The 12613-nt window shown below is 36.9% G+C and carries 12 protein-coding genes and 1 riboswitch; of the genes, 9 read left to right on the top strand and 3 right to left on the bottom strand.

The window, feature by feature from the left end; translation table 11 throughout:
- Positions 1–134: 134 nt before the first annotated feature.
- Positions 135–767, bottom strand: a complete 633-nt coding sequence (locus tag CD31_RS12565; protein ID WP_036078063.1) for a glycerol-3-phosphate acyltransferase — start codon at positions 765–767, stop codon at positions 135–137.
- 155 nt (positions 768–922) lie between these two features.
- Positions 923–1036, top strand: a riboswitch (SAM riboswitch).
- 117 nt (positions 1037–1153) lie between these two features.
- Here CD31_RS12565 and CD31_RS12570 point away from each other — a divergent pair.
- The 3 genes from CD31_RS12570 to CD31_RS12580 all read left to right on the top strand — a co-directional run bounded on the left by CD31_RS12570 (position 1154) and on the right by CD31_RS12580 (position 4628).
- Entirely contained in the window at positions 1154–2455 is a 1302-nt protein-coding gene (locus tag CD31_RS12570) for an O-acetylhomoserine aminocarboxypropyltransferase/cysteine synthase family protein (RefSeq protein WP_036078065.1), read from the top strand.
- Between the two features lie 333 nt (positions 2456–2788).
- A complete protein-coding gene (locus tag CD31_RS12575; protein ID WP_036078066.1) occupies positions 2789–3175 on the top strand; it encodes a hypothetical protein in 387 nt (128 codons plus the stop codon).
- Positions 3176–3641: 466 nt separating this feature from the next.
- Positions 3642–4628, top strand: coding sequence for a homoserine dehydrogenase (locus CD31_RS12580; RefSeq protein WP_036078069.1), 987 nt, complete (start codon positions 3642–3644; stop codon positions 4626–4628).
- A gap of 57 nt (positions 4629–4685) precedes the next feature.
- Here CD31_RS12580 and CD31_RS12585 read toward each other — a convergent pair whose 3' ends face one another.
- On the bottom strand, positions 4686–4916 hold the full coding sequence (locus CD31_RS12585; protein ID WP_016994454.1) for a MerR family transcriptional regulator: 231 nt from the start codon (positions 4914–4916) through the stop codon (positions 4686–4688).
- A gap of 155 nt (positions 4917–5071) precedes the next feature.
- On the opposite strand from CD31_RS12585, the gene CD31_RS12590 reads away from it, so the two are divergent.
- The 4 genes from CD31_RS12590 to CD31_RS12600 all read left to right on the top strand — a co-directional run bounded on the left by CD31_RS12590 (position 5072) and on the right by CD31_RS12600 (position 9064).
- The gene (locus CD31_RS12590) at positions 5072–5935 is read left to right on the top strand and encodes a DMT family transporter (protein ID WP_016994455.1); all 864 of its coding nucleotides are present in this window, start codon (positions 5072–5074) and stop codon (positions 5933–5935) included.
- A 76-nt stretch (positions 5936–6011) separates the two neighbouring features.
- A complete protein-coding gene (locus CD31_RS12595; protein ID WP_016994456.1) occupies positions 6012–6704 on the top strand; it encodes a response regulator transcription factor in 693 nt (230 codons plus the stop codon).
- Complete coding sequence (locus CD31_RS23330; RefSeq protein ID WP_016994457.1) at positions 6682–6837, top strand: hypothetical protein; 156 nt, start codon at positions 6682–6684, stop codon at positions 6835–6837. The genes CD31_RS12595 and CD31_RS23330 overlap by 23 nt, the downstream gene beginning before the upstream one ends.
- Before the next feature lie 16 nt (positions 6838–6853).
- On the top strand, positions 6854–9064 hold the full coding sequence (locus CD31_RS12600; protein ID WP_036078072.1) for a sensor histidine kinase: 2211 nt from the start codon (positions 6854–6856) through the stop codon (positions 9062–9064).
- Between the two features lie 35 nt (positions 9065–9099).
- Here the strand turns inward: CD31_RS12600 and CD31_RS12605 are convergent, their stop codons facing one another.
- Entirely contained in the window at positions 9100–10248 is a 1149-nt protein-coding gene (locus CD31_RS12605; protein WP_036078074.1) for an acyl-CoA dehydrogenase family protein, read from the bottom strand.
- Positions 10249–10556: 308 nt separating this feature from the next.
- Between CD31_RS12605 and CD31_RS12610 the strand changes: the two genes are divergently transcribed.
- Both CD31_RS12610 and CD31_RS12615 read left to right on the top strand, forming a co-directional pair.
- Positions 10557–11636 carry a metallophosphoesterase gene (locus tag CD31_RS12610; protein WP_036078076.1) on the top strand — a complete coding sequence of 360 codons (1080 nt, stop codon included), beginning with the start codon at positions 10557–10559 and terminating at the stop codon, positions 11634–11636.
- Positions 11637–11739: 103 nt separating this feature from the next.
- A complete protein-coding gene (locus tag CD31_RS12615) occupies positions 11740–12576 on the top strand; it encodes an undecaprenyl-diphosphate phosphatase (RefSeq protein ID WP_004229718.1) in 837 nt (278 codons plus the stop codon).
- Positions 12577–12613: the final 37 nt, after the last annotated feature.

Raw genomic sequence — 12613 nt, forward strand, 5'->3', positions numbered from 1 at the left:
TGTTTTATTAAGATAAGAATATGTCTATTTTATTGTAGAAAAAAACCTGTGTAAAATAGATGTTTTTTACAGCAATATTAGTAGATAAAGAGAAAATATATGGTCACACAAAATACAAAAATATCCATAAAATATTATTTCTTTTTCTTAAAAGCAGTAGTTACTTTAGGCTCTGTCCCATTAACTAAACGTTTAATATTTTCTATATGCAGGATGATAGCTATGCCAAAAAGAAGAAGAGCTATAATGGTTGGGCCAATGCCTGGAATCCATAAATAAGTTGCTGTACAAAAAACGAGATAAAATTCTAGAACACCAACAATTAAAAAATTTGTTGCAAAGGATAAAATAACAAATAAAATAAGTGCAAATAAACCAATTTTCCAATCAACAGCAAGTAAAATGCCAATGATGGAGGCCGTTCCTTTCCCGCCGTTGAAGCCCATATAGAATGGGAAATTATGACCTAAAATAACCCCAGCAGCCATAATGTAAGTAAGCAGCCATATTTGTTCTTGTGTCAAATGAGTGGCATCAGCTAGATAAAAATGTGCACCGATAATAGCGACAACGCCTTTGCCTATATCGATGAGGGCTACTAAAACGCCATATTTCCAGCCAAGGGAAAGAGTAGCATTCGAGGCACCCGCATTTCCGTGGCCAGCTTTTTTTAAATCAACCCCAGATAAAAATTGAGCCACTTTAGAGCCGTGAATACAGCCTATTAAATAGCCAATCATAAGAAAAATGATCACGGCCTTTACCATAAAAATACTCCTCTCAAAATTTTTTCTAAAATAGTGTATGCGTTCATATTACGTATAAGAGCAGACAGAAGTTTCGGAAAAAATAAAATTTACATGTTGACAGAAAAAAACTCTATGTTTATACTGTGTAACAACGATGGAAATTGAATCTCATACTCTTATCAAGAGCGGCGGAGGGATAGGCCCTATGATGCCCGGCAACCAGTAAGTAATGAGCTTACTAAGGTGCTAATTCCTACAGATTCTAACTTGGATCTGGCAGATAAGGGGAGGAAAACTTGCAACCGCAACCCTCTTCTTAGCTGAAGAGGGTTTTTTGTTTTCTACAGAAAAATCCTCCTCATCTCCGGTACCATCGTAAAAAAATAACCATTTGGAGGTACACAATGACAAATTTTAAACCAGAAACATTGCTGTTACATGGTGGTCAAGAGCCAGACCCAGTGACGGGTTCTCGGACAGTTCCAGTCTATCGCTCAACTGCTTTTGTATTTAAAGACACTGCTCATGCGCAACGTCTTTTTGCCCTAGAGGAAGCAGGGAATATTTACACACGAATTACCAATCCGACTGTTGATGTGTTTGAAAAACGTGTGGCTTTATTGGAAGGTGGAACAGCAGCAGTAGCACTTTCATCTGGTGCAGCGGCTATCGCATTTTCCATTTTAAATCTAGCTGGAGCTGGTGATGAGATAGTAGCAGCTAGTTCTTTATATGGCGGTACGTATAATTTATTTGCTAACACATTACCAAACTATGGTATTAAAACAATTTTTGTAGATGAAACAAACCCAGAGAATTTCAATGCGGCGATTACTGATAAAACAAAAGCTGTCTTTGCAGAAGTTTATGGTAATCCAAGCTTAAAGGTTTTAGATATTGAAGCAGTAGCTAAGATTGCACATGATAATGGGCTACCACTAATTATTGACAGCACGTTTGCTTCTCCTTATGGTTCTACACCTATTGAATATGGTGCAGATGTTGTTGTTCATTCAGCAACTAAATGGATAGGAGGCCATGGTACAACCTTAGGGGGCGTTGTTGTAGACGCTGGTAAGTTTGATTGGGCTAGTGGGCGATTCCCAGGTTTTACTGAACCAGATGCCTCTTACCATGGGTTACGCTATGGAATTGATACAGCTTCTGCAGCCTTTGCTACAAAGCTACGCGTACAATTATTACGTGATTTTGGTCCAACATTAAGTGCAGATGCTGCCTTTAATTTATTGCAAGGGTTAGAAACGCTTCATTTGCGTATCCCTAAACACAATGAGAATGCATTGGCAGTGGCTGAATATTTACAAAACCACCCATCTGTGGAGTATGTAAATTATAATGGCCTAGAAGATTTCCCGACACATGAGTTGGCAAAAAAATATTTAAGAAATGGCTTCGGTTCAGTGCTTACATTTGGCATCAAAGGTGGACGTGAAGCTGGGCGAAAGCTTATTGATAGCGTGAAACTATTCTCACATGTAGCAAATGTAGGTGATGCTAAGTCATTAATTATACATCCTGCTTCCACTACCCATCAGCAGCTATCAGCAGACGAATTAGTTCAAGCTGGTGTAACCGAGTCGCTCATTCGCTTATCCATCGGTTTAGAGGCAGTAGAGGATATTATTGCTGATTTAGATCAAGCCATTACACAGGCAACAACAAGTGAACAAACTGTAGAAGCTTAAGATTTAGAACAGAGGGAAGAATGGTGTAGCGTTTACGTATTTTCTCATTCGATTTGCCTCATTTGGTAATGCGTTAAACATTGCTACATCAACTATTTACAGCATCCGTTAATTATCAGAACCTTATAAAAAATAATACCAAGTAATTATATATGTATTATTGACTTAATTAAATCCATGCTATATACTAGGAAATAAGTTAAGAGTACGGAAATTATTGTTAAAAAGGAAAATGTTTTCATAAGTGCTCCCCCACTTTTGAATATATAGAAGAGTAGTTGCCTAGCCAGTAACTGCTCTTCCCAAAAAACTGATGATAAAGGAGTGTTTAAAATGGGTAACATCTATAGTGCGCAAAACATTGTATCCTATCTAATATATGAGCTAAATGAAGGACACGTTTTTGTCAACAATAAATCCATTCAACACCTTCTTACATCAGTCGAAAAGAAATGGCAACAAGTTTTTGGTCATACAGCATTTCAAGAACAAGTTTTTACTGAAAAAGAAGACTATACTGTTAAGGAAGTATTTGAGACATATGAACAGTACGGTGTGAGCCATATCTCACTTCCTGCCACAGAGATTTACTTAAAGTATGGTACATTTCAATTAGTGGAACGTACGTATGCAATACCAGATTTTACAGAAGAAGAAATTAGTCTTGTTCAACACGCTTTAGAACAATATCGCTATCAATTGCTTTCAAAAGCAAGTTAAAATCCCCTCATATTTTTATGCTCATTCTCTGCTGCTACAGGGAATGAGTTTTTTCTTTAAAGGGATTGTTATGAATGTCTGAGCATACATATATATATAATAGAAGAAAGACATTCATATATTGAAATGTAAAGAGTCAATATTTGTTCAAATCTTATAGAATGATTAATAAAACGTATAATAAAGGGAATGAAACCGATTTCTTTTGCACATCTAGAGAAAACAAATGTCCTTCCTAGAAAGATTTTTCTTGTGCAATGTATGTATTTGCGTTACAATTTTCTTTAAGTTAAATTTTGAATTATTTGAATTTGTATGTGTTCCAACACATATAGAAATAGCGAAACTCATACAAAGAAGAGTTGTTGGCTAAAGACTGCGGTGGGTGTCAAATAGTCATGACACAACCCCATGGAAAATTAGCATTAATGAAACTGCGGAATGTAAGTTGGAGGGAATAACAAGAATGGCAACTATAAAGGCAGCGATTTTAGGATTTGGAACGGTAGGTCAGGGGATCTATCATATTTTAAATGAAAAACGAGAAGAGCTAAAAAATAAATTAGGTATTGAATTAGAGGTAGCGAAGATTTTAGTGACAGATGCTAGTCGTGAACGTGTGCCTGGCACAGCACATTTAATGACAACAAGTATGGATGAAGTCTTAGCAGAGCCAGGTATGCAGGTTGTGTTTGAAGCAATTGTGAACGAAGAACCTGCATACAGTTATTTAAAGCGAGCTGTTGAACATAAATGTCATGTTATTACTGCTAATAAAGTGATGTTTGCCAAACGAGGTTTGGAGTTACAGGATCTTGCAAAAGCTAATGGCGTTTTTGTAGGCTATGAGGCTACCACTGCTGGTGGCGTACCTGTTATTAAAACAATGAAAAATATTTTACTTGTTAATGATGTAAGTCGTATACAAGGCGTCTTAAATGGCACATGTAATTACATATTAACAAAAATGCGTGCACAGGGCTGGTCGTTCGAAACAGCTCTAAAAGAGGCACAAGGCTTAGGCTATGCTGAAGCAGATCCGTATAATGATATATCTGGGCAGGATGCATTTAAAAAATTAATGATATTAAGTGCCTTAGCTTTTGGTGAGCAACCAGATTGGTCAGATGTAGAAGTAATTGGAATCGATAGTATCTCTGCTGAACAAGTTCATGAAGCGTGTGAAAAGGGTCTGCGTTACCGCCATGTTGCTGAAGTGGAGAAACGAGCTGACGGTAAAATTATTGCAAAAGTCGGTCCACAACTAGTTGATAAAGAGCATCCACTTTATCCAGTCGATGATGTGTTTAATGCAGTGGCATTAGAGACTAACTATATTGGTACATTAACATTAGTCGGTCCTGGAGCAGGGATGTATCCAACTGCGAGTGTCATGGTAGAGGATTATGCGGAAATCATTGGGAAAAGAGCAGGATTTGTTGTGACAATCTAATAAAAGCTTTAAAAAAGCCCGCCATTCAACAATGTTCATTGTATGAATGGTGGGCTTTTAGTCTTCATCTTTGACATCAATATCCTCTGGAATAGGGGTAGAACGCCAAATCTCAATTTCTTCTTTAATACGTTCCAATTGATTAAAATAAGTGCTGAATTGTCCACTATTGATTAAAATTTGTTGGCCATCATAAACAGAACGGATGCGTCCTTCGTAAATTAGACGCATTACTTGATCCACAGGCATGCCAAGATCAATAGCTGTCTCTTCAATTGTTTTGTACATACGATTCGCTCCTTTTACTGTTTTTATTATAACGTCCATTAATGAGAATGCATACTGTGGTAATTAAAAGAAAAGTAAAAATGATAATTGTTTGATTTTGGATAAATATGTATGATTAGTATTAATAAAGTTGTGAAGCGGGGATGAGTTGAAAAATGTTAAATTCATTGTTTGTATTACTAGCAGCTATTCTATGGGGAATGACAGGAACTGCCCAAACATATTTGGAACAAGGGGTCTCTCCTATAGCAGTGGCCACAATTCGTTCTGCAATTGGTGGCGGTTTATTATTAGCTATTACAATTATAATGAAGAAAATTAACTTTTTAAGATGGTCATGGAAATGGACAATTTTAGCTGCGGCTAGTATTGCCCTTTTCCAAGGACTTTTCTTCTCATCCATTCGTCTAACAGGTGTAGCCATTGGAACTGTTGCTACTATTGGTAGTGCACCAGTATTTTCTGGTGTATTAGAATGGCTAGTATGGAAAACACGTCCTACAGCTGTATGGGGACTTGCTACATTGATGGCGATTATCGGATGTCTTTTATTATTCATGAATAATGGAGAAGAGTCAGTACACGTTGGTGGATTCACATTAGCTCTTTGTGCAGGTTTATCCTTTGCATTTTACACAAACATAAGTAAAAAATTAATGGCACAGGAAGATGCATTACCCGCAGTTGCTATGACATTTTCCATTTGCACCTTGTTTTTACTGCCATTTTCATTAGAAGGTGGTTTTTCCTGGCTAGGAAACGTGGACAACTTATGGACAATGCTGTTTATGGGGATTATGTGTACAAGCGTAGCGTATTTACTGTTTTTAAGTGGATTACAAAAAATTAGTTCATCCTCAGCTGTAACACTTTCATTAGCAGAACCATTAACTGCTGCAATTCTTGGTGTGTTTTTAATAGGAGAACACTTAAGTATAGTATCCTGGCTTGGTGTAGCGATGCTTTTAGGAGGCATTGTTGTTTTAACTTTAGGTGGGAGAAAAAAGCTAAAACCTTAAGAAATTCTTCATTTTTATAATAGCTGGTTTTTAAGATTTAGAAGATACACTTATATTTGAGAGCGAGGTGTATATCATGACGAAATTAACAGTTCTTGTTACAGATGACGATCAAGATATTCGTGATGGTATTGAAATTTATTTGAAAAATGAAGGCTATCATGTCATTAAAGCAGCAGATGGCTTAGACGCATTAAAAAAGCTAGAGAATAATGAAGTACATTTAATCATTTTAGATATCATGATGCCAAACATGGATGGAATTACAGCAACATTTAAAATTAGAGAAGAGCGTAATATTCCCATTATCATGCTGAGTGCAAAGGCGGAGGATGGCGATAAGATTCATGGATTATCAGTTGGAGCAGATGATTATGTAACAAAGCCATTCCATCCATTAGAGCTATTGGCACGTGTAAAATCCCAGCTGCGTCGTTATGTTCAGCTAGGAACGTATAGTGAGGGTGCTACAAAAGTGGAAATAGACGGACTTGTTCTTGATGAAGAGGCAAAAGAGGTTGTATTAGAAGGAGAGCCTGTTCGACTAACACCGATAGAATATAAAATAACGGAATTATTAATGAAAAATGTAGGGCGTGTATTTTCGATTCGTGAAATTTATGAACGTGTTTGGAATGAGGAAGCTTATAATGCTGAAAATATTGTAGCTGTTCACATTCGGAAAATACGTGAAAAAATTGAAGCTGATCCGAAAAATCCGCGCTATCTAAAGGTGGTATGGGGCGTTGGCTATAAAATGGAAAAATAAACTAGAGAAGTATATGACAATTGCAGGATTTGTTGCAGGCGTTGTTGGACTCATTTATTTTGGTGTTTATGCCTATCAAATTGTCAATTCTCGCTCCTCAGAGGTTTTACAGTTACTAGAAAGAATTTTTTAGAGGAGTGTAAAGATTTATGGTGAAAAAATGGAAATCCCTTCTCGTATTAATGTGTTTAATCTGGACGATTTTCGGTATGTTTACTTTTTGGCAAGTAGGTTATCAGTATATTGGTAAATCATATTTCGATTCAGAAAATTTTCAGCATGAAATCGATAATTTCACGGCAGAGCTAGGACCGTTAGTAATAAATGTACCGAATGCTGAAGATTTGAAAGATAAAATAGAGGTTACGCAATCGGAAATAGAAGAGCATCGTAATTACTACGGAACACTGGGACAGCAAATCGATAATATTAAAGCACAATACGAACAGCGCATTCAGGAAGCTGTAGATGCCAATGCAACAGAACTAAAGGCAAAGCTAGAGGCTGAACGCGATAATAAAATTAAAGATATTACGACAAATTTTGAAGATGATGAGCATGTACGAAAGAAGATTCTTGCTGGGGAAGAAGCACTTATCGATCAATATATCAAGGCAGCACAAGGAGAAGCTAAAAACTTTAAAAAGGCTTATGATTACTGGTCTTATGAGCTGACGAATAGTGAAACAGGCAAAACGTACCGTGCAGGGAATATTTCAGAAAGTAGTGCCTATAAAATCAAGTATACTGAGCGAAATCCATTATATGTAGGGAACATAAGTGAGAATTTAAGGGATACTTTTTACCGTACAGAAAATTATGTGAATGTAGATAATCTTTATGAAACTGCTGAATATACGGGTGTCTTAACCATCTCAAAAAAGGCAGTCCAATCATTAGGGGTTATGCAGGATTATAGCCGTTTTCATCGGAATCAATATACCTTTTTCTTTGTGTGGCTCACTAGTATTGTAACGGCAATCTTTGCTTGGAGAGGGCGTAAGGATTTACTACAAACTGTCAAAGGTATGAAGGAACAAGAGATTTTAAATAAAGCAAGATTCGACTTTCAAGTTATTCTAGTATTGATCACAGGGTTGATGTATCTTATTGCTTCTCAAGTTGTTTTTGAATCGATTGAATACACTTACGACTACAATTATCAACATAATTATGTACGCTATATATTAGATGTTGCTTTTAAAATTGCTGTTTTAGTGATAATTGGCAGTGCTTTCTTCGTGCAATTAATATGGTTGTATACAAGAGTAGATACTTTGAAAAAGCTAGAGGAAAATGTGAAATCTAGCTATCTATGGTCACTAGGGGATTCAATAACTGATTTATTTATCAATCGTTCGATTGCATTGCATTCAATTGTAATGCTAGCTGCAGCCTTCTTTGGAGGAGGTAGCCTTGTCGCTACCATGATAGGAGCAGGAGTAGGGGGCTTCGCAGTCCTTGTGCTTGGTATTTGTATGTTTATAGGATTCCCTGCTATGATCGTTTTCCTATCTAGAATGGGTTACTTAAATCGTATTATGAAGGATACGAAGGATATGGCTGAAGGGCGATTGAATCGTGATGTGAAGGTGAAAGGGAAGTCTCCACTTGCAGGTCATGCGGAAAACCTTAACCATTTACGAGAAGGTGTTCGTACGTCCATGCATGAGCAGGCGAAAAGTGAGCGTTTAAAAACAGAGCTGATTACAAATGTGAGTCATGATTTACGGACTCCTTTAACGTCTATCATTACGTATACCGATTTACTGAAGAAACCAAATATTACAGAGGAAGAACGCCAACAATACATTCATATACTTGATAAAAAATCTGAACGTTTAAAAGTGCTGATTGAAGACCTTTTTGAAGTATCTAAAATGGCAAGCGGTAATATTGAACTTCACCGCAGTCGAGTAGATCTAACGCAGCTTATTCAACAAGCAGTAGGAGAGCATAAAGAAGATTTGACACAGTCCCAACTAGATTTACGAATGACCATGCCACATGATCCAATCTTTGCATATGTGGACGGTCAAAAGTGGTGGAGACTTATTGATAATTTAATTGTCAATGTTTTGAAGTATGCGCTAGAGGGAACGCGTGTTTATGTGACATTAAAGCGTACGGCAGATGGCGATGCTGAATTTACTGTGAAAAATGTAGCGAAGTATGAAATTAGTGAGGATGCTGAGGAATTATTTGAACGCTTTAAACGTGCAGATGCTTCACGTCATACAGAGGGCTCGGGGCTTGGATTAGCCATTGCACAATCCATTGTTGATTTACATGGAGCAAGAATGAGCATTGATGTAGATGGCGATTTATTTAAAGTAATTGTTAGAATTTCAGCAATTTAATGGTAAAAAGGCGGCAAACATTTGCCGCCTTTTTTTTATAAGCCTAAATTTTTGGCGATAATAACCTTCATGACTTCATTTGTACCCGCATAGATCGACATAACAGGTATATCTCTATACCTTCTAGCAATCTTATATTCCTCCATATAGCCATAGCCACCATGTAATTGCATACATTGGGTAGCAAGGTCACGTGCATTTTCAGTAATCCAGTATTTTGCCATAGATACTTTTGTCACAACATCATTTCCTGCAATATGCTCTTCAATCAAGGTTTCCAAAAATGATTTACCAAGCTCGATTTTAGTCGCCATTTCAGCTATTTTAAATTGTGTATTTTGGAAGTCACCAATTGTTTTGCCAAAAGCCTGACGTGATTTCACATAATCGAGCGTTAACGCAAGCATATCCTCAGCGGCTGTTTGTGCGGCAATCGCTACTGCTAATCGCTCTTGTTGTAGTTTTTCCATCATGTATTGAAAGCCCTTGCCTTCTTCTCCAAGTAGGTTTTGAACAGGCACTCGACAATCTTCAAAATAGAGTTCAGCTGTGTCTTGGGCATGCATACCAACTTTTTCGAGCTGTCTTCCTTTTGTAAAGCCAGGTGTACCTTCTTCAATAACAAGTAGGCTGATGCCACGATGCTTTTTCTCAGCCTGAAGATTTGTCTTTACTGCAACAACCGCTAAGTTTGTATGGATGCCATTTGTTATAAAGGTTTTTTGACCATTTACGATATAATGATCGCCATCGCGAATGGCTGACGTTTTTATATTCGCCAAATCTGAACCTGTACCAGGCTCAGTCATTGCAATAGCTGTTATATAGTCGCCTGTAACACATTTGGGTAGCCAACGAGATTTTTGTTCGTGTGTTCCATATGCTTCGATATAAGGGACGACAATATCATTATGCAGGCCGATTCCGATAAGACTAGAGCCTATACGTTCAAGTTCCTCTTGAATAATGATGCCAAAGCTGAAATCCAGCCCTAGCCCACCATATTGTTCTTCTACTTGTGGACAAAGATAGCCCATATCACCAAGCTTACGCCAAAAAGAAAGCGGAATAAGATGATCCTTTTCCCATTGTGCATAATGTGGTTCAGCTTCTTCAGCTAAAAACTTACGAAAGGTTTTACGAAATAACTCATGCTCTGTTGTTTCAAATTTATAACGTGTCATTTGAAATAGCACCCCTTTTTCCTCGTAAATGCGTAAATTTGCTCGTTCATCTACTATGTTACTGGAAGATTTGTGAAAATTAAAGTGAATTTAGTGTGTAAATGACGAAAATGACATCTATATACAGTGAAATGTCATGTAAAACGAGAGTAACTAATGAAATGAAAAGGTAAAATTATATTTGTCATTGCATAAAGTGACAAGTTCCTATTTTCTCTAGAAGATTATTCAAGTGCTTTCAGCAATATGATTGCTAAGTGTAATGATATAATCAACTAAATTATAGAAAGAAAGTAGAGGACTTGGTTATGCCAAAAGTAATCGGCGGTGTTCTTTTAATTAGTATTTATAGTGCGTTGACTTTCTATTTAGGGTGGGGAGTAAAGCAGTGGCTTGTAGCAATGGGATGGTTCCGTTTTCCAGCTTTATTTTGGTTAGTGCTGTATTTTGTTGCTTTTAGTATTATAATCGGAAGATTACATGAGTCTTTACGAGTGTTTTCTGTAATCAGTAATTACTGGATGTTTATCTTTGAATATGGCTTATTGCTATGCTTAGTTGCACAAATCATTATTTGGTTCACACCTTTAAAAAATGTACAATTAATAGGTAGTATAGCAGTAGCAATCCTATTCTTGTTAAGTATCATTGGCTCTTATTTAGCCTACTCTCCAGTTGTTCGTCATTTAGAAATAACAATTGATAAAAAAGATAGTGAGTTAAACACACTAAGAGCTGTTGTGGCATCTGATTTTCACTTAGGTGTTTTATCACATAAAAAGCATTTGCAACGTTTTGTAAGTTTAGCTAATGAAGCACAACCAGATATCGTGTTGTTAGCTGGGGATATCGTGGACGATGACCCGAAATGGTTTGTTCAAGAGGGTATGGCAGATGTCATGAAACAATTAACCTCTACATACGGAACATATGGTATATTAGGTAACCATGAATATTACGGGAAAAAAATTCCTGAATTTATTAAGGAAATGGAAAATGCCAATGTAAAAATGCTCCTAGATGAAACAATTGTTATAGAAGATGCGTTTATATTAACAGGGCAAGAAGACAAAACGAATAAAGAAAGAAAAACACTTGAAGTACTAAAGCCTTCTGCAAACTTACCATGGCTTGTGATGAATCATACACCTGACGACTTGATTACGCCTTCTAAAATGGGCGTTGATTTACATATGTCTGGTCATACACACAAGGGACAACTGTGGCCAAATCAGTATATAACAGCTCGTGTATTTGAACTAGATTATGGTTATAAGTTAAAGGAACAGATGCATACACTTGTTTCATCAGGCTATGGCTTCTGGGGCCCACCGATGCGAATTGGCAGTAGATCAGAGCTTTGGGTAGTAGATATAAAATTTCAATAGTATGTGATAATCTAACAATGGCTTGTTAGGTGAAATGGCAGTAGTATATGAGAACGGAGTATTCTATAATAAGTGAGTATTTGATTAAAAAAGGTAAGGTGACATGGTGGAAATTATAGAGTTATTAAAAGCATTAATATTGGGCTTTGTCGAAGGTATGACGGAATTTGCACCAGTATCTTCTACGGGTCATATGATTATCGTGGATGATATGTGGTTAAAGACAGAGGAGTTTTTAGGGAAATATCCTGCCAACACATTTAAAATTGTTGTACAACTTGGGTCCATATTAGCGGTTATCGTAGTTATGTGGAAACGTATGTTAAGCTTAGTCGGTTTATATAATATTGAAGGTCAAGCTAAGTCCATAAATGGCCGCTTTAACTTATTGCATGTTATTGTTGGGATGCTACCGGCAGTTGTCTTAGGTTTTGCATTCAAGGATTTTATTGACGACCATCTTTTTAAAGTAGAGCATGTTGTTTATGCATTAGTGGCGGGAGCAATTCTAATGATTGCTGCAGATAAGTTAGCACCTAGAAAACCAAAAGTAGATTCTTTAGATAAGATTTCCTATGGTTTAGCATTTAAGGTAGGGCTAGTACAATGCCTATCTCTATGGCCAGGTTTTTCTCGTTCAGGCGCAACTATTTCGGGTGGGGTACTATTTGGTATGAGTCATCGTGTTGCAGCTGATTTTACATTCATTATGGCTGTGCCAATCATGGCAGGAGCTAGCCTCGTATCCGTTTTGAAAAACTGGGATACTTTATCAATGGACTATTTCGGTTTTTATGCTGTCGGATTTATTAGTTCGTTCGTCTTTGCATTACTGTCCATTAAGTTTTTCTTAGCACTTATTTCAAAGGTAAAATTAATGCCTTTTGCAATTTATCGTTTAGTTTTAGCCGCAGTTCTTTGCGTTATTATTTTCATGTAAACAATAAGCCACGCTTCTTCTTCAAGAAGCAGTGGCT

Source organism: Lysinibacillus boronitolerans JCM 21713 = 10a = NBRC 103108, assembly GCF_000772935.1.
Lineage (GTDB): Bacteria > Bacillota > Bacilli > Bacillales_A > Planococcaceae > Lysinibacillus > Lysinibacillus boronitolerans.

Bases quoted from the DNA above. Each gene is read 5' to 3' on its own strand.
- CD31_RS12570 (WP_036078065.1), top strand. From the start codon at position 1,154: ATGACAAATTTTAAACCAGAAACATTGCTGTTACATGGTGGTCAAGAG.
- CD31_RS12565 (WP_036078063.1), bottom strand. From the start codon at position 767: ATGGTAAAGGCCGTGATCATTTTTCTTATGATTGGCTATTTAATAGGC.
- CD31_RS12615 (WP_004229718.1), top strand. From the start codon at position 11,740: ATGGTGGAAATTATAGAGTTATTAAAAGCATTAATATTGGGCTTTGTC.
- CD31_RS12575 (WP_036078066.1), top strand. From the start codon at position 2,789: ATGGGTAACATCTATAGTGCGCAAAACATTGTATCCTATCTAATATAT.
- CD31_RS12595 (WP_016994456.1), top strand. From the start codon at position 6,012: ATGACGAAATTAACAGTTCTTGTTACAGATGACGATCAAGATATTCGT.
- CD31_RS12610 (WP_036078076.1), top strand. From the start codon at position 10,557: ATGCCAAAAGTAATCGGCGGTGTTCTTTTAATTAGTATTTATAGTGCG.
- CD31_RS12580 (WP_036078069.1), top strand. From the start codon at position 3,642: ATGGCAACTATAAAGGCAGCGATTTTAGGATTTGGAACGGTAGGTCAG.
- CD31_RS12585 (WP_016994454.1), bottom strand. From the start codon at position 4,916: ATGTACAAAACAATTGAAGAGACAGCTATTGATCTTGGCATGCCTGTG.
- CD31_RS12605 (WP_036078074.1), bottom strand. From the start codon at position 10,248: ATGACACGTTATAAATTTGAAACAACAGAGCATGAGTTATTTCGTAAA.
- CD31_RS12600 (WP_036078072.1), top strand. From the start codon at position 6,854: ATGGTGAAAAAATGGAAATCCCTTCTCGTATTAATGTGTTTAATCTGG.
- CD31_RS12590 (WP_016994455.1), top strand. From the start codon at position 5,072: ATGTTAAATTCATTGTTTGTATTACTAGCAGCTATTCTATGGGGAATG.